This window comes from Mycobacterium sp. P7213 (genome assembly GCF_900604305.1).
In the GTDB taxonomy this organism is placed as follows: domain Bacteria; phylum Actinomycetota; class Actinomycetes; order Mycobacteriales; family Mycobacteriaceae; genus Mycobacterium.
Genome location: NZ_UWOA01000005.1, coordinates 52,152 through 67,568, shown reverse-complemented (window position 1 = coordinate 67,568; position 15,417 = coordinate 52,152). Strand labels below are relative to the sequence as shown.

The window sequence follows — 15,417 nt, the reverse complement described above, 5'->3', positions numbered from 1 at the left end:
GGCGTCAGGCCACCCACACCGTCTTGAGGTTGCAGAACTCCCGGATGCCGTGTCCAGAGAGTTCGCGGCCGTAGCCGGACCGCTTGATCCCACCGAACGGCAGCTCCGGGTAGGACACCGTCATGCCGTTGATGAAGACCTGGCCGGCCTCGATTTCGTCGGCGAACCGGCTGATCTCCGCCTCATCGCGGGTCCAGGCATTGGACCCCAGCCCGAACGGGCTGGCGTTGGCGATCTCAATGGCCTCGTCGATGTCGGCGGCGCGGTACACCGATGCCACCGGGCCGAACACCTCCTCGGTGAAGATCGCCATGTCGCGACTGATGTCGGTGATCACGGTGGGGGGATAGAACCAGCCCGGGCGGTTGAGTCGCTTACCGCCGCAACGGATCACCGCTCCGGCAGCGGCGGCGGCATCGACCTGCTGCGCGACCTCGTCACGGCCCGATTCGGTGGCCAGCGGTCCGACATCGGTGTCCGGGTCGGTCGGATCGCCGACCCGCAGTGTCGACATCTGGCTGACGAACTGGGTGACAAACTCGTCGTAGATGTCGGTGTGGACGATGAATCGCTTTGCCGCGATGCATGATTGGCCGTTGTTCTGAACCCGCGCGGTGACCGCGGTGCGGACCGCGGCCTCCAGGTCGGCCGAGGGCATGACAATGAACGGGTCGCTGCCGCCCAGTTCCAGCACGGTGTGTTTGACCTCGTCGCCGGCTATAGCGGCGACCGAACGCCCGGCTGGTTCGCTGCCGGTCAGGGTGGCCGCCGCCACCCGCGGGTCGCGCAGCACCCGCTCGACGGCACCCGAGGAGATCAGCAGGGTCTGGAAGCAACCGTCCGGGAAACCGGCGCGGCCCAGCAGGTCGGCGAGGTACAGCGCGGTCTGCGGCACGTTCGAGGCGTGCTTGAGCAGGCCCACATTGCCGGCCATCAGGGCTGGGGCGGCGAATCGGACCGCTTGCCACAGTGGGAAGTTCCACGGCATCACCGCCAGCACCACCCCGAGCGGTTGATAGCGGGCGAACGCCTTGGATGCGTTGACCTTCGACGCGTCGGCGACCTCGTCGGCCAGCAACTCCGCACTGTGGTCGGCGTAGTAGCGGAAGCCCTTGACGCACTTGAGCGCTTCGGCTTTGGCCGAGGTCAACGTCTTGCCCATCTCAAGGGTCATCATGGCGGCGACTTCGTCGGCTTCGGACTCCAGCAGATCAGCGGCGGCGTGCATCCATCTGGCTCGCTGAGCGAAATCGGTGCGACGGTATTCGACAAAGCGATTCGCCGCGCGGGTGATCGCGGCATCGACTTCGGTGTCGCTGGCGGCGGTGAACGTCTTGACCGTTTCGCCGGTGGCCGGGTTGGTCGTGGCTATCGGTGTTGCGGGCACGCGGGCCTCCTTCTCAGTCGCTGCGGTGTGAGAGTGCATGTCCAGCCTGCCACCATCGAACCGCGTAGGCTCGCCACGAGCCAGCGTCAGTACATCGATACGGGAGTCGCCCGATGCGTTTCAACCCACCGCCCAACTGGCCGCCCGCGCCACCTGGCTGGGCACCGGATGCCAACTGGGCGCCGGATCCGACGTGGCCGCCCCCGCCCCCGGGCTGGCCGCTGTGGGTGGAGGACGACGCTGTCGGCATGGCTCCCGGGGGCTATCCGCCGTATGGTGCGCCGTGGCCGGTCCCGGGTGCTCAGCCCAGGTCGCGCAGGGTGTTGTGGCTGTCGCTGGCCGCGGCCGCAGTGGTGGTCGCGGTCGTTGCCGGGCTGGTTCTGAGCCTGGGTGGCCGACTCACGGCAGCGGACAATCCGTCACGCAAACCCGACATCAAGGAGTTGACGTCGGAGATGTTGGTGGAGCGGTCCTCGTTTCCTGACCCGTCCGGTGGCAAGTGGATCAGCGGGGTGAACAGCGCCGGCGACGCGCCCTCGGACATGCCGAATCTGACGGTCGACCCGCCCGAATGCGCCGACTTCTACTCCAGTCCGGCCTCCGCCACGCAGACCGCGACGGCGACGCTGGCCAAGCTGCAGCCCGGCGGCCTGCACACGATGCGCGTGCGACTGGCCCTGACGCCGGACCGCCCGAACCTCAAGCGGTTCGTGGAGAAGTGCCAGACATTCACGCAGACCTTTGAGCAGGGTGGGCGTTCGGTGACCACCGACATCCAGATGAACCCGCTGGATGCGGACGGAGTGCCGCCGTGGGCGGTCGCGACCGTGATCACCAGCGCCAGCAAGGCCGCCATCCGGTTGCCGATCTCGATCACCGCTTCCACCATCTCCGGCTATTACCGCGGGGTGCTCGTCGTGGCGACCAGCAACGACATCGGATTACGTGTGGAGAGCGACGGATCCGATGACGCCACGCACGCCGAGGATCTGGTGAAGCTGTTCAACACGCAGATCGACAAGCTCGAAGCCGCGCAGTAGCGGCACTCTTCGCCGCAGATGCCACAGGGGCGCCACCGGCCCCTGGCGCCCGCTGCCCTCGACTCCGTCGGCTGGGCTTATTGCGGTGGCCCGCTGCCCTTGACTCCGTCGAGCTTGCGACCACCGCGCGCGACCACCGCCGTCGCCGCCAGGACCGCCACCGAGACCAGGGCCGCCAGCTGCACCCCTGCGGAATGGCCGGCATAGCCGTCCACCGACCGCCAGGGGTGCCGGCACAGCACCGCGCCCGCCGTGATCAGACCGCCGGCGCTCAACCCGAGCCGGGCCACCTCAAAGGAGCGCTGCCGGTGCTGCAACGCGAGCAGCAACACCATCGCGGCGCCGAGCACCGCCGCCCCGGCAGTCCCGGTGATCAGGAAGCCGACCGTCAGCGCACCGGCTGCCGCCACGCGCCGGCTCGGCCCCCACGGCGCTGCCGGCGGGCCGGGGTCGCGGACCCGCCGCACTGGCCACCAGGCCAACAACGCAAGCAGCGGAAGCAGAGCCAGGCCGCCGGCCATCCCGAGCCGGTACATCCGATTGGGCCCGAACGTCAGCGTGATCGCGCCGTCGGTGCCTGCGGGCAGCACAAAGCCCTGCTGCCATCCGTTGACCGCCACCGGAGCCAAGCGTGTGCCGTCCGACGTGCGCGCCACCCACCCGCCGTTGATGCTCTCCGGAACAACCAGCACCCGAGCGGCCGCCGCGGCGGGCACTGTCACTTCACGCCGGTCCGCGCTCCACGTGCCGATCTGCGCGGGCCTGGTCGCGGCGGCCCTCGTAGACGCTGACGGCGCGGACAGCGTCGCGCCGTCGACGACGAACGCCGGTCCCGGGCTGATCATCAATTCCTGCGCGCCGGGCGGCAACGCGATCGGACGCAGGTCGCATGCCTGCGCTGCCACCGGTTTGTCATCGAGCAGCGCGCCGACCGTGGTCGTGATCGAGGTGTGTACGAACCGGCCGGCGATCGCGATGATCGGCCCGTGGTCGCAGTCGACGTGAACCGCACGCGACCGGTTTCGGACGGGATCGGCGGGGGCCACGGGACGTCCGTCGGAGCCGAGCACACTGACCTCGCCCAGCCCCGGCGGCTTGAGCTGATCGAAGCCGATCGCGGTCCGATCGATCACGTCCTCCCACCCCAGCAGGCTGATCGTGACGGTGTCGGTGACCCGCGGCAGCAAGCCCACCTGCTGATCGTCGGATCCCCCTAGCTCCCGCACTTGGGGGCCGGAGCCCAGGTCGACGGCCACCAGTGTGGGGTGCGCCGGCAGCGGGGACTGACTGGGGGTGAACCGCACTCCGGTCACCTTGACCGGACGCGGCAACGTGATGGTCAGGGTCGGCGGGGATCGGTGTGCGACCACTCGCTGTGTCGCCGTCCAGGCGGTGCCTGGGTCACCGTCGGCCGCGGCATACGCCGACCCCTGCACGTCGAGCACGTCGGCGTCACCGCGGGCCCGCAAGGCGCCCGGCTCGGCGATCAGGTCGACCAGGTTCGGGCCCTGGCGCGGTCGCACCCACACTGTCGGGGTCACCGACATGGCTCGCGGCACGTTCAGGGTGCGGCTGAAGGTGGCGGGCTCCTCGGGCTCCAGCATCATCGATGCCGCGCAGCGCACCGCGCCGTCGGCCTTCGCGCAWCCGGTCCGGCCCGGCAAGCCCGCCCCCAAGTCCCACTGCGCCACTTGAGCTCCCGCGGGTGGAGCGGGAACCAGCGCCGTGTGGCGCAGGTCGACCGGATGCGCGAAGCCCGACGCGTCGTACTGGGTGATCGCCAGATCGGTGATTCCGAATTGCACGCCGGGGGAGCCGTCGTCGGTGCCCGACGCGGTGATCCGCACCCAGGGCGTTTCGCCGTAGGGCAGTGCGGCGATCAGGGGCTCGCCGGCGCGGTCGAACCGTAAGGTGGTGGTGCCGTTCACCGTGGAGATCTGTATCCGCCGCACCTGGGCGCCGACGGCCGTCGCACTGGGCGTCAAGGTGATGGTGCCGTTGGTCAGCGGGTGGTCGAAATCCACCTGCAACCACTGGCCGACCGCCGACTGCAGGGCGTTGGACACCCAGGCGGTTCCCGAGTCGCCGTCGATGGCGGCTGCCGGTGAGGTCGACGGTGCGACGTCGGGCAGCGTGGTGGCGTCCGAGGACGAGCTGGACGCCGTGAGACGGCCGCCGAGCCAGCCGCCGAACACCGTGCTGGCGCCCGGTGTCGGATAGTCCGGTACCCGACTGTGGGTGTGCCGGGCGTCGCCGGCTGCCCGGATCGTCGACGAATGGTCATCGACCCGGCCGTAGTCGGTCTCGCGCGCCAGCGGGGTGTCGGTGACGGTGACCACCGGCGTGCCCAAGTCCGCGCGCCGGGCGTCGGCGGTCAGCAGCACCGGGCCCAGGGCGGGCTCACCGCGCAACCGGCGGTGTTCGTCGAGTCGCAGCAGCACCTCCGGGCCGCCGTCGACCCGCGGCATCGCGTGGAGGTCGGCCAGGTACGGCGCGCCCGGGTTGGCATCGGTCGCGGGGTCGCCGACCCGGTAGATCTCGATCGCGGGATAGGCCGGCCGCAGGCCGCTGTCGGCGACGAATCCCGGGACGGTGCCGGACCCGACGGGCTCGCCGAACTGGGCCACGCGCTGTAGTCCCGGTGAGCCGTCGACGGCGCGGTGCACCAGCAGCGGTCGGGCCGACCGGGAGGTGTCGGGGTCCAGGTCGTTGCGCACCACCAGGTAGGAGATGCCCTGTCGGAGCAGGGTGTCGGCCAAGCCTGCAGACGGGCGGCCGGCGGCGAACAGGCGCTGCACGGAGTCGAGCGCCCGAATGGTCTGCGGTGGGGTCAGCGGGATCGAGTCGCGCACCCCCCACGGGCCGACATCGAGGACCTGCAGCGGTTCGTCGTGGCTGGTGCCCCAGGTCTGAGTGGCAAACGGGGCTCCCGGTGCCACCAGCACTCGGCCGGGGGTGGGGCCCCCGCTGTTGTGTTCGGCGATCCACGCCGCGGCGTCGCGCCAATACTGAGGCAACGCGCTGAATGTCCCCGGCGGGGTGAGCCGGCCGGTCCAGGCCAGTGACGTCGAGACCATCAGCGCCGTCAGGACCACCAGACCGACCGCGGCCGACTTGTGATGTTCGGGGTGAACGAACGCGCGCCGCCACACCACTGCCGGCGCGCTGCCCGGCAGCGGGATACGCCCCAGCAGATGGGTAAGCCCCAGGACCAGCGGGATACGGAGCACGGACTCGAGTTTGTGCAGGTTGCGCAGCGGCGCCCCGGCGCCGTCCAGGAAGGCCTGCACCGAGTGGGCCAGCGGCGAGCCCAGTCCCCCGGCATAGCCGATGGCCAACAGCGTCACCCCGATCAGCAGCATGGTGACCAGCCGTCCGGCGCCGGGCGACCGCCGAGACAGCATGCCGGTCAGTCCGGCCAGACCGGCGGCCGCCACCAGGCAGGTGCCCAGGATCATCACCGGGCGGGTGACCAGCGGCGCCCCGGCCGTGGCATTCGGCGCGACGAACGGCGTCCAACTATGGGTGCCGCGCAGCATTTCGGTCAGCGACGTCCACCGGGTGGTGACCCCGGCCGATTCGATGAAGTCCAGGAACGGTGGGCTGACCCGGCCAAGCAGCAGCAGGGCCACCACCCACCACGTCACCGCCAACCCGAGCGCCAGCAGCCACCAGCCGGTGAAGCGCCACCAGCGCCGGTTCGGGCGATGACACAGCCACCAGATGATCGCCGGCAGGCACCCCGCGAGCGTCGCGACCGCGTTCACGGCGCCCATCAACGCGACCGCGACCCCAGCCTGGCCGGCCAGCACCCGGGTGGGCCGCTCCGGGGCGTCCTGGCCCGGGTCACGTGGCGCCCCCAACGCTCGGATCACCGGCAGCAGCACCCAGGGCGCCAGCATCATCGGCAGTGTCTCGGAAGAGATAGAACCCAGGGTGCTGAGCACTCGCGGCGACAGTGCGAACGCGGCGGCGCCGATCAACCGTGCCGTCGGGGTTCCGATCCGCAACGTCTCGGCGACCCGCAGCAGGCCCCAGAAGCCCACCGTGAGCAGCACCGCCCACCACAGCCGCTGAACGATCCAGCCGGGCAGCCCCAGCAGATCACCGGCCAAGAAGAACGTGCCGTGCGGGAACAGGTAGCCGTACGCCTGGTTCTGCACCTGGCCGAACGGCAGTTCGCTGCTCCACAGGTTGGCGGCACGAGCCAGGAAGCGCAGCGGAGCGATGGTCAGATCGAGTTTGGTGTCCGGAGAGATCCGGCCGGGTGCCTGCAAGAGGCTAGAAATCAGCGAGACGAGGCCAACCAACCACAACCAGCGCCGGGACAACGGTGTTACAGCCTGCGGCTTTGCCGGCGGACAGTCAGGCATTGCCGGCGTCCGCAGGTCAGCCGCGGTTGCCGTACTCCACCCTGTTCAGCACCGAGGACTGCGGGTCGCCACCGGCGATCTGCGGCTTGGTGTCTTGTTGCACCATCAGCGTGACGCCGAAGACGGCCGCCGCACCCAGCAAGACCCCCACGACCATGCTTATGGCGGCCGGTACCACGAACCGAGGCATGGTCAGGCTCCTTCTGCACTCTCGTGACGTCGATCAGGGGCGCCATCAACATCAGCCCCCGCTTGGGCCCCGACCGCCAACGTAGCACGTGGGCTTCGCGAGCCCGGCGGTTCAGGGAGGCTCGACGTAGGAGAGGCGATGCTGGGGCCGCCGTATGGGCCGGGCGGTTCAGGGAGGCTCGACGTAGGAGAGGCGATGCTGGGGCCGCCGCATGAGCCCGGCGGTTCAGGCCGTGACAGCATGGTGCGATGCCTGGATCGCTGACTCGACATCTGCCCGGTCTGCTGCTGGCCGCCGCGGTACTGCCGGCGCTCGTCACGTCGTGCTCGCACCGTGACGAGACGCCCGCACCGTCGTCTGACGCCGCGGCGTCGCCTACCGCGACAGTCTCCGCGCCGCCGGGCGATCCGGTGTGTGAGCAGGTGTCGGCTTTGTCGGTCCGCGACAAGTTGGCGCAGCTGGTGATGGTGGGGGTCCGCGATGCGGCCGACGCCCGCGCCGTGGTGACCGATCACCACGTCGGCGGCATCTTCATCGGCAGCTGGACTGACCTGTCCATGCTCACCGATGGCTCGCTGAAGGAGATCAAGGACAGCCAAGCACCCACCGGCCCGCTGCCGCTGGCGGTCAGCGTGGACGAGGAGGGCGGCCGGGTGTCTCGGCTGTCGTCGCTGATCGGGAAGTCGCCGTCGGTCAAGGAACTGGCGCAGACCAGTAGCGCCGCGCAGGTGCGTGAGCTGGCCGCCGAGCGGGGCCGCAAGATGGCTGACCTGGGCATCACTGTCGATTTCGCGCCGGTTGTCGATGTGGTGGACGCCGATACCGACGAAGACACCGTGATCGGGGACCGTTCGTTCGGTTCGGACCCGGCCAAGGTCACCGAGTACGCCGGCGCGTACGCGCAGGGTCTGCGCGACGCCGGGCTGCTGCCGGTGCTCAAGCACTTCCCCGGCCACGGCCACGGTTCCGGTGACTCGCACACTGCCGGAGCGGTGGTCACGCCGTCTCTGGCGCAGTTGCAGGACAACGACCTGGTGCCCTACCGCACCCTGGTCACCGAGGCGCCGGTGGCGGTGATGATGGGCCACCTGGAGGTTCCCGGGCTGACCGAGGATCCAGCCAGCCTGAGCCCGGCGGCGGTCACGCTGCTGCGCACCGGCACCGACTATCACGGACCGGCGTTCGACGGCCCGGTGTTCAGTGACGACCTGTCGTCGATGGCGGCGATCACCGAGCACTACGGAGTCGCCGAGGCGGTGCTGCGCAGCCTTCAGGCCGGTGTCGACATCGCACTGTGGGTCACCACCGACGAGGTGCCCGCGGTGTTGGACCGGCTGGAGCAGGCGGTGTCCGCCGGCGAGCTGAAGCAGGAAGCCGTCGACGCCTCGCTGGCGCGCGTCGCCGCGGCCAAGTTGCCCGGTACGCACTGCCACGGGTGATTCCGGCGGCGCGGACAGCACACAAGTTACTCTTCGGTAAGATCGGGCCGAGGGGGATCGCGGAAGGACCTCGAGGCGATGGCAGCTGGTAACAAGCGGTTACCGCGGGCCGTGCGCGAACAGCAGATGCTCGACGCCGCGGTGCAGATGTTCTCGGTCAACGGCTACCACGAGACCTCGATGGATTCGATCGCCGCGGCCGCACAGATCTCCAAGCCGATGCTCTACCTGTACTACGGCTCCAAAGAGGAGTTGTTCGGGGCGTGTCTGGACCGCGAACTGCGCCGCTTCGTCGAGTCGGTGCGCACCGAAATCGACTTTCAACAGCCCCCGAAAGACATGCTGCGCAACACGATTCGGGCCTTCTTGCGGTACATCGACGCCAACCGGGCGTCCTGGATCGTGATGTACACCCAGGCCACCAGTTCGCAGGCGTTCGCCCACACCGTGCGCGAGGGACGCGAGCGAATCATCGAGCTGGTCGGCCGGCTGTTGCGGGCCGGCACGCGTAAGCCCGAGCCGGGCGTGGACTTCGAGTTGATGGCGGTCGCGCTGGTGGGTGCCGGCGAGGCGATCGCGAGCCGGGTCAGCACCGGTGATACCGGCGTCGACGAAGCCGGCGAGCTGATGATCGACCTGTTCTGGCGTGGACTCAAGGAAGCCCCGGGCGGCCGCGACGGCGCCGACGCCGCCGCGGCCGGGTAGTGGGGCGCGGCCTCAGGCCGTGACGAGATCCTGGATGGTCGCGGTGATGTCGCGGACCGCACCGTTGAGTGCCAGGAATTCGAAACCGGCTGCCAGCGTGCCCAATCCGACGACGCCGGCAATCGGCAGGCCGATGGCGTCGATGACGTCGCCTTGGGCGAGTTCCTGGGCGAACACTTCGAACGCATAGGCCGGTGCGGTGGTGAGCAAGGCGTTGAGGATGTCGGCAGTCGGAAGCAGCGTCGCGTACGCCGAGGCAACGATGCTGCTGAACGCGTTGGCGAGTTCGCTGAGGCTGGGCAGCGTGAACGACGTGACATCGCCCGCCGAGGCGCCCAGGAAATCGGCTGCGCTGGGGATTTGGCGCGAATTCACTACCCCGGAAGCACTTTCGGTAACCCACCTATGGGCTGCGTGTTGGACGGATGCACAGGTCGCCAAGACGGTGAAGTCGTTGGAGCAGCACATCTATCGACTGGCAGTGGCCTCCGCTGAGGCGTTGCCCGAGGCTGCTCCGGGGTTCTCCGCGCCCGCCTATATGGCCGCCGTGATGGTGGTGGTCCGCGGCCTGGTGATGTCGATCCCGGTTTGGGGTATCGACGTCGTCAGCACCCGTTGGGAGGCCAGCAAGGCGACCCTGCTGAAGGCGGCCGGCTTCGCCGTCGACAACGCCTAAGGGGCAACAGCGGTATCGGCTATAGGCCCCGCACCGCCCCCGTCAGGTAGGGGTAGCCCTTGGCTACGTTGCGCAGCGCCAGATCCCAGCCGCCGTCAACCCTGTCGATGTAGAGGCCGGGGCTGGCCGGCAGGAGCATCGGCTTGCCGAACCGCACCGCATAGTCGACAGCGTCCGGAAGCGCGCCTTCGATATTGGCCAGAACGGTTGCCGCGGAGAACATCCCGTGCGCAATCGCGGTGGGGAATCCGAACAGCTTGGCGCCGATCGAGCTGGTGTGGATCGGGTTGTGATCGCCGCCCGCGGATGCGTACCGCCTAATCTGGCCCGGCGTCACACGCAGCACCGCGTTGGGAGGGCCCAGCTTGGGCTGCTTGGCCGGCGGCGGCTTCGGCTCGTCGGACAGGCTGGTGCGCTGCTGGTGCAGGAATGTCGTCACCTGGTGCCAGGCCGGGTCGTTGCCCACGGTGATGTCGGTGACGATGTCGACCAGCAGGCCCTTGCGATGTTCCCGCAGGTTCTCTGCCCGCACCGTCACTCCGACGGTGTCGGTGACGGTGATCGGGCGGTGGCGCGTGATCCGGTTTTCGGTGTGAACCGAACCCATCGCGGCGAATGGGAAGTCAAACCCGGTCGCCAGCTCCATCACGGTCGGGAAGGTCAGCGCGAACGGGTAGGTCAGCGGGACCTGATCGGCGAATCGCAGCCCGGTGACGGCCGCGTAGGCGGCGACGTGGTTGGGGTCGATCACCAGCTCGTCGACCCGCAGCGTCCGGTTCGGCAGCGTTGGTGTGCGCGGAATGAAGGGCAGCGCCCCGGCTACCGCACGCACCATGTTTCTCATGCCACTGGGTTGGGACATCCGTCTCACGCTCCCAGCATGGCTTGGCCACAGACCCGGATGGTGTTGCCGGTGACCGCATTCGACGCCGGACTGGCGAAGTAGCCGATCAACTCGGCGACGTCGACGGGTTGACCGCCCTGGAACAGCGAGTTGAGCCGGCGTCCGACCTCGCGGGTGGCCAGCGGGATCGCCGCCGTCATCTCGGTTTCGATGAACCCTGGGGCGACGGCATTGATCGTGATGCCCTTCTTGGCCAGTGTCGGAGCCAGCGCTTCGGTCAGGCCGATCATGCCGGCCTTGGTGGCCGCGTAGTTGGTCTGGCCGCGGTTACCCGCGATCCCGGCCATCGACGACAGGCCGATCACCCGGCCGCCGTCACCGATGCTGCCGTTGGCGACCAGCCCTTCGGTAAGGCGCTGCGGTGCAAGCAGGTTGACCGCCAAAACTGCGTTCCATCGGGCGTCGTCCATGTTGGCCAGCAATTTGTCGCGAGTGATACCGGCGTTGTTGACCAACACATCGGCCTTGCCGCCATGGTGTTCGGCGAGGTGCGCGGTGATCTGGTCCACTGCGTCGTCGGCGGTGACGTCCAGGGCCAGCGCGGTCCCTCCCACCCGGGAAGCCGTCTTCTGCAGCGCCTCGGCGGCCTGCGGCACGTCGATCGCCACCACCTTGGCGCCGTCGCGGGCGAACACCTCGGCAATGGTGGCGCCGATGCCGCGCGCCGCCCCGGTGATGATCGCGACCTTGCCCTCCAGCGGCCGGTCCCAGTCGGCGGGAGCGGTCGCGTCGTCGGCGCCCACGTAGAACACCTGGCCGTCGACGTAGGCCGAGCGGGCCGAGAGGATGAATCGCAGCGTCGATTCCAGGCCGGTGGCCCCAGGCTTGGCGTCGGGCGACAGGTACACCAGCTGCACGGTGGCACCGCGCTGCAGTTCCTTGCCCAGCGAGCGGGTGAAGCCCTCCAGCGCGCGCTGGGCGATCTGCTCGTCGGCGCTGCCGGCGGCCGCGGGGGTGGTGCCGACGACGACCAACCGGCCGCAGCGCCCCACGTTGCGCAGCAGCGGGGTGAAGAACTCATGCAGTGCGGTCAGCCCGGCGGGTGAGGTGATGCCGGTGGCGTCGAAGACCAGTCCGCCGAAGGAGTCGGCCCACCGGCCGCCCAGGTTGTCGCCGACCAGCTCGTAGTCGTCGGCCAGCGCGGCCCGCAGCGGCTCGACCACCCGGCCCGACCCGCCGATCAGCAGCGGGCCGGCCAGCGCCGGCTCGCCGACCCGGTAACGACGCAGCGTCTCGGCCTGCGGAACGCCGAGCTGCTTGGCCAGGAACGATCCGGGGGCGGAGCCCAGGATCTGGGACAACAGGTCCGAGGAGAGCTTGGGGGCCTTAGGGGGCATGGGTGCTGCCTTCCATGTGGGGACGTGCCTGGTGCGGGCCACGGTGTCGACAACGAACTTACTCCAGAGTAAGAATACTGGGTAGTATCAGGACGACCGTCCCCGGCAATGCGGGGGACCCACCATCAGAGACGAGAGATCGTGGCATCTGCATCTGCTGCTAAACCTGCCGAGGCAACCGCCGGCACGCGCCGCCGCGTCGCCGTCCTCGGGGGCAATCGCATTCCGTTCGCACGCTCCGACGGCGCCTACGCGAACGCGTCCAACCAGGACATGTTCACCGCAGCGCTAGGCGGTCTCATCGATCGGTTCGGCCTCGCCGGCGAGAAGCTGGACGCGGTGATCGGCGGGGCGGTGCTCAAGCACAGCCGTGACTTCAACCTGATCCGCGAATCGGTGCTGGGCTCGGCGCTGTCGCCCTACACGCAGGCCTTCGACCTGCAGCAGGCCTGCGGTACCGGGTTGCAGGCGGCGATCTGCGCCGCCGACGGAATCGCCGCCGGCCGTTACGAGGTGGCTGCCGCCGGTGGCGTGGACACCACCTCGGACGCGCCCTTGGCGATCGGCAACGAACTGCGTCGCACGCTGCTTGCGCTGCGCCGGTCGAAGTCGAACCTGCAGCGCCTCAAGCTGGCAGGCAAACTGCCCGCCGCGCTGGGCGTGGAAATCCCGGCCAACAAAGAGGCGCGGACGGGCCTTTCCATGGGCGAGCACCAGGCCATCACCACCAAGCAGATGGGCATCAAGCGGGTCGACCAGGACGAGCTGGCCGCAGCCAGCCACCGCAACATGGCCGCCGCCTATGACGGGGGCTTCTTCGACGACCTGGTGACGCCGTTCCAGGGGCTCTACCGCGACGACAACCTGCGGCCCCAGTCCAGCCCGGAGAAGCTGGCCACGCTCAAGCCGGTGTTCGGCGCGAAGGCCGGTGACGCCACCATGACCGCGGGCAACTCCACCCCGCTTACCGACGGTGCGTCGGTGGCACTGCTGGCCAGCGAGGAGTGGGCGGCCGCACGCAACCTGACCCCGCTGGCGTATTTCGTCGACGCCGAGACGGCCGCGGTGGACTACGTCAACGGCGCCGACGGCCTGCTGATGGCGCCGACCTACGCGGTGCCGCGACTGTTGGCGCGCAATGGTCTGACCCTGCAGGACTTCGACTTCTACGAGATTCACGAGGCGTTCGCCGCCACGGTGCTGTGTCACCTGGCGGCGTGGGAGTCGCAGGAGTACTGCACGCAGCGGCTGGGACTGGATTCGGCGCTGGGCGCCATCGACCGGTCCAAGCTCAATGTCAACGGCTCGTCGCTGGCGTCGGGTCACCCGTTCGCGGCCACCGGCGGGCGGATCGTGGCGCAGGCGGCCAAGCAGATCGCCGAGGCCAAGGCCGCCAAGAAGGGCGCCGCGAAGAACAAGCCGGTGCGTGCGCTGATCTCGATCTGCGCAGCCGGGGGCCAGGGCGTGGCCGCCATCCTCGAGGGCTGACAGGCGCGACGATCGACGTTTGATTCGCGCCGTTGCCGGGTAGTCGAGACATCGGTTCGCTTCGCGTGGCCGCGGGCCCCCGGTGGCAGCGCGAAGCAACCTGCCCGGTCCGCCGCTGAACTGAGGGGATTCAGCGGCGGACCGTTTGGATCCGCCGCCGGTTGCGAACCGCGCCGATCGCCTGATCCCACAGCAACAGCGCGCTGGCCTTCAACTGGGCCGGCTTCGCCAGGTCCCTGGCCATCAGCGCGGTGGCCGCCGCTTTGGTCTGCACCGATGCCTTCGACGTGTGGCCGGAGTCGAATGGCGGCTGCGGGTCGTATTCCATCGACAACTGGATGGCCTTGGCGCGGCCCTCGCCGCCGATCTGGCTGGCCAGCCACAGCCCGAGATCGATCCCGGCCGACACCCCCGCACAGGTGACGATGTCTCCCTCGTGCACGATCCGCTCGTCGCCGACCGCGGTAGCGCCGAACGCCTTCAGCGCCGGCAGCGCCATCCAGTGCGAGGTGGCGCGCTTGCCGGTGAGCAGTCCGGCGGCGCCCAGCACGACCGAACCCGAGCACACCGATGCCGTCCACGTCGCCGTCGGGTGGGCGGACCGGACCCAGTCCAGCAGTTTCTCGTCGCGGGCATGTGCCATGGTCGTCATCCCGCCGGGGATCAGAATCACGTCGGGGGAGGGCGTCTCGTCGAACGAGTGGGTTGCCCCGACCACCAGAACCCCGGAGTCCGCGGTAATCGGCCCCGGCTCGTGCCACACGAAGCGCACCTGCGCATCCGGGAGCCAGCGCAACACCTCGTAGGGGCCGATGAAGTCCAGCGAGGTGAATCCGGGGTAGAGCACAATTGCGATCTGCATGGGTATTTCCTTTCAGGCGAAGGTCTTGCGGTAGTGATCGGGCGAGATGCCGAGTCGGCGAATGAAGGTGCGCCGCAGGGTTTCCGCGGTGCCGAATCCACAGCGCCCGGCGATCGCGACGACGGTGTCGTCGGTCTCCTCGAGTTGTCGGCGGGCGGCCTCGGTGCGCACCCGCTCCACGTACGCGCCCGGTGCCATGCCCACTTCGTCGGTGAAGACCCGGGTGAAGTGCCGGGGGCTCATCGAGGCCCGCGATGCCAGCTCGGTTATCCGGTGCGGGCCGCCGGGTTCGGACTCGATCAGCTCCTGGACGTCACGGATCGGCGCGCGCCGGGAGCGCGGCAGCCATGCGGGGACCGCAAACTGGGACTGGCCGCCGGGTCGCCGCAGATACAGCACCAGCCAACGGGCCGCGGTCTGTGCCACCTCGGTTCCGTAGTCCTCTTCCACCAACGCCAGGGCCAGATCGATGCCGGCGGTGACCCCCGCCGCGGTCCACACCGCCGCCGAACTGCGCACGAAGATGGGCTCCGGGTCGACGCGGACTGCGGGGAACTCGCGGGCCAGCGCGTCGGCGAACGCCCAATGTGTGGTGGCCCGGCATCCGTCGAGCAGACCCGCCTGCGCGGCCAGGAACGCGCCGGTACACACGCTGACCACCCGTCGGGTTTGAGTCGACGCGCGCCGGACCCAGTCGACGGTTTCCGGGTCGGCTTGCGCCGCCTGGACGCCGACGCCGCCGGGCAGGACCAGGGTGTCGATGGGCTCGTTCGGTTCTGGTAGCGGACTCGGCGCGAGCGCCAGCCCGCTGCTGGTGGCGATCGGTGCGCCGCCAACACTGGCCACGGTGACCTGGTAGCCGTCCTCGCCACGGCCCTGACCGAGCAGCACCAGCGTCGCGGTGGCGAAGACCTCCGCGGGCCCGAAAACATCCAGTGCCTGGATGCCGGGGTAACCGAGGATGACGACATTGCGGGCCATGCCATCAGTGTCAGCTGCCCGGGCAGCTGGCGTCT

Annotated in this window: 13 protein-coding genes; 5 read left to right on the top strand and 8 right to left on the bottom strand. The window is 69.4% G+C overall.

Going from position 1 to position 15,417, the window contains the following annotated elements; all coding sequences use genetic code 11:
* Positions 1–4: 4 nt before the first annotated feature.
* Complete coding sequence (locus EJK91_RS03290) at positions 5–1,426, bottom strand: NADP-dependent succinic semialdehyde dehydrogenase (RefSeq protein WP_125078249.1); 1,422 nt, start codon at positions 1,424–1,426, stop codon at positions 5–7.
* Positions 1,427–1,500: 74 nt separating this feature from the next.
* Between EJK91_RS03290 and EJK91_RS03285 the strand changes: the two genes are divergently transcribed.
* On the top strand, positions 1,501–2,427 hold the full coding sequence (locus tag EJK91_RS03285; RefSeq protein WP_046301653.1) for a hypothetical protein: 927 nt from the start codon (positions 1,501–1,503) through the stop codon (positions 2,425–2,427).
* A gap of 77 nt (positions 2,428–2,504) precedes the next feature.
* On the opposite strand, the gene EJK91_RS03280 is transcribed toward EJK91_RS03285, so the two are convergent.
* Together EJK91_RS03280 and EJK91_RS03275 are read right to left on the bottom strand one after the other, a co-directional pair.
* Positions 2,505–6,800 (bottom strand): alpha-(1->3)-arabinofuranosyltransferase, encoded by a 4,296-nt coding sequence (locus EJK91_RS03280; protein ID WP_125078248.1) that lies wholly within the window; start codon positions 6,798–6,800, stop codon positions 2,505–2,507.
* Between the two features lie 16 nt (positions 6,801–6,816).
* Positions 6,817–6,990 (bottom strand): DUF2613 domain-containing protein, encoded by a 174-nt coding sequence (locus EJK91_RS03275; RefSeq protein WP_081654483.1) that lies wholly within the window; start codon positions 6,988–6,990, stop codon positions 6,817–6,819.
* A gap of 248 nt (positions 6,991–7,238) precedes the next feature.
* Here EJK91_RS03275 and EJK91_RS03270 point away from each other — a divergent pair, with 248 nt between their 5' ends.
* Positions 7,239–8,429 carry a glycoside hydrolase family 3 N-terminal domain-containing protein gene (locus EJK91_RS03270; protein WP_125078247.1) on the top strand — a complete coding sequence of 397 codons (1,191 nt, stop codon included), beginning with the start codon at positions 7,239–7,241 and terminating at the stop codon, positions 8,427–8,429.
* Between the two features lie 78 nt (positions 8,430–8,507).
* Entirely contained in the window at positions 8,508–9,134 is a 627-nt protein-coding gene (locus EJK91_RS03265; RefSeq protein WP_024441386.1) for a TetR/AcrR family transcriptional regulator, read from the top strand.
* Between the two features lie 12 nt (positions 9,135–9,146).
* On the opposite strand, the gene EJK91_RS03260 is transcribed toward EJK91_RS03265, so the two are convergent.
* Positions 9,147–9,509, bottom strand: a complete 363-nt coding sequence (locus EJK91_RS03260) for a hypothetical protein (protein ID WP_206430382.1) — start codon at positions 9,507–9,509, stop codon at positions 9,147–9,149.
* A 79-nt stretch (positions 9,510–9,588) separates the two neighbouring features.
* Between EJK91_RS03260 and EJK91_RS03255 the strand changes: the two genes are divergently transcribed.
* A complete protein-coding gene (locus EJK91_RS03255; protein ID WP_125078246.1) occupies positions 9,589–9,810 on the top strand; it encodes a hypothetical protein in 222 nt (73 codons plus the stop codon).
* A 19-nt stretch (positions 9,811–9,829) separates the two neighbouring features.
* On the opposite strand, the gene EJK91_RS03250 is transcribed toward EJK91_RS03255, so the two are convergent.
* Both EJK91_RS03250 and EJK91_RS03245 read right to left on the bottom strand, forming a co-directional pair.
* Positions 9,830–10,672: a MaoC/PaaZ C-terminal domain-containing protein gene (locus EJK91_RS03250; protein ID WP_024441389.1), complete on the bottom strand. Its 843-nt coding sequence runs from the start codon at positions 10,670–10,672 to the stop codon at positions 9,830–9,832.
* A 5-nt stretch (positions 10,673–10,677) separates the two neighbouring features.
* A complete protein-coding gene (locus tag EJK91_RS03245; protein WP_046300941.1) occupies positions 10,678–12,051 on the bottom strand; it encodes a 3-oxoacyl-ACP reductase in 1,374 nt (457 codons plus the stop codon).
* A gap of 108 nt (positions 12,052–12,159) precedes the next feature.
* On the opposite strand from EJK91_RS03245, the gene EJK91_RS03240 reads away from it, so the two are divergent.
* Positions 12,160–13,539, top strand: coding sequence for an acetyl-CoA C-acetyltransferase (locus EJK91_RS03240; protein WP_046300942.1), 1,380 nt, complete (start codon positions 12,160–12,162; stop codon positions 13,537–13,539).
* A gap of 130 nt (positions 13,540–13,669) precedes the next feature.
* Here EJK91_RS03240 and EJK91_RS03235 read toward each other — a convergent pair whose 3' ends face one another.
* Positions 13,670–14,401, bottom strand: coding sequence for a DJ-1/PfpI family protein (locus tag EJK91_RS03235; RefSeq protein ID WP_046300943.1), 732 nt, complete (start codon positions 14,399–14,401; stop codon positions 13,670–13,672).
* Between the two features lie 12 nt (positions 14,402–14,413).
* The gene (locus tag EJK91_RS03230; protein ID WP_125078245.1) at positions 14,414–15,382 is read right to left on the bottom strand and encodes a GlxA family transcriptional regulator; all 969 of its coding nucleotides are present in this window, start codon (positions 15,380–15,382) and stop codon (positions 14,414–14,416) included.
* Positions 15,383–15,417: the final 35 nt, after the last annotated feature.

Bases quoted from the DNA above. Each gene is read 5' to 3' on its own strand.
- EJK91_RS03290 (WP_125078249.1), bottom strand. From the start codon at position 1,426: ATGCACTCTCACACCGCAGCGACTGAGAAGGAGGCCCGCGTGCCCGCA.
- EJK91_RS03285 (WP_046301653.1), top strand. From the start codon at position 1,501: ATGCGTTTCAACCCACCGCCCAACTGGCCGCCCGCGCCACCTGGCTGG.
- EJK91_RS03275 (WP_081654483.1), bottom strand. From the start codon at position 6,990: ATGCCTCGGTTCGTGGTACCGGCCGCCATAAGCATGGTCGTGGGGGTC.
- EJK91_RS03270 (WP_125078247.1), top strand. From the start codon at position 7,239: ATGCCTGGATCGCTGACTCGACATCTGCCCGGTCTGCTGCTGGCCGCC.
- EJK91_RS03265 (WP_024441386.1), top strand. From the start codon at position 8,508: ATGGCAGCTGGTAACAAGCGGTTACCGCGGGCCGTGCGCGAACAGCAG.
- EJK91_RS03250 (WP_024441389.1), bottom strand. From the start codon at position 10,672: ATGTCCCAACCCAGTGGCATGAGAAACATGGTGCGTGCGGTAGCCGGG.
- EJK91_RS03245 (WP_046300941.1), bottom strand. From the start codon at position 12,051: ATGCCCCCTAAGGCCCCCAAGCTCTCCTCGGACCTGTTGTCCCAGATC.
- EJK91_RS03240 (WP_046300942.1), top strand. From the start codon at position 12,160: ATGCGGGGGACCCACCATCAGAGACGAGAGATCGTGGCATCTGCATCT.
- EJK91_RS03235 (WP_046300943.1), bottom strand. From the start codon at position 14,401: ATGCAGATCGCAATTGTGCTCTACCCCGGATTCACCTCGCTGGACTTC.
- EJK91_RS03230 (WP_125078245.1), bottom strand. From the start codon at position 15,382: ATGGCCCGCAATGTCGTCATCCTCGGTTACCCCGGCATCCAGGCACTG.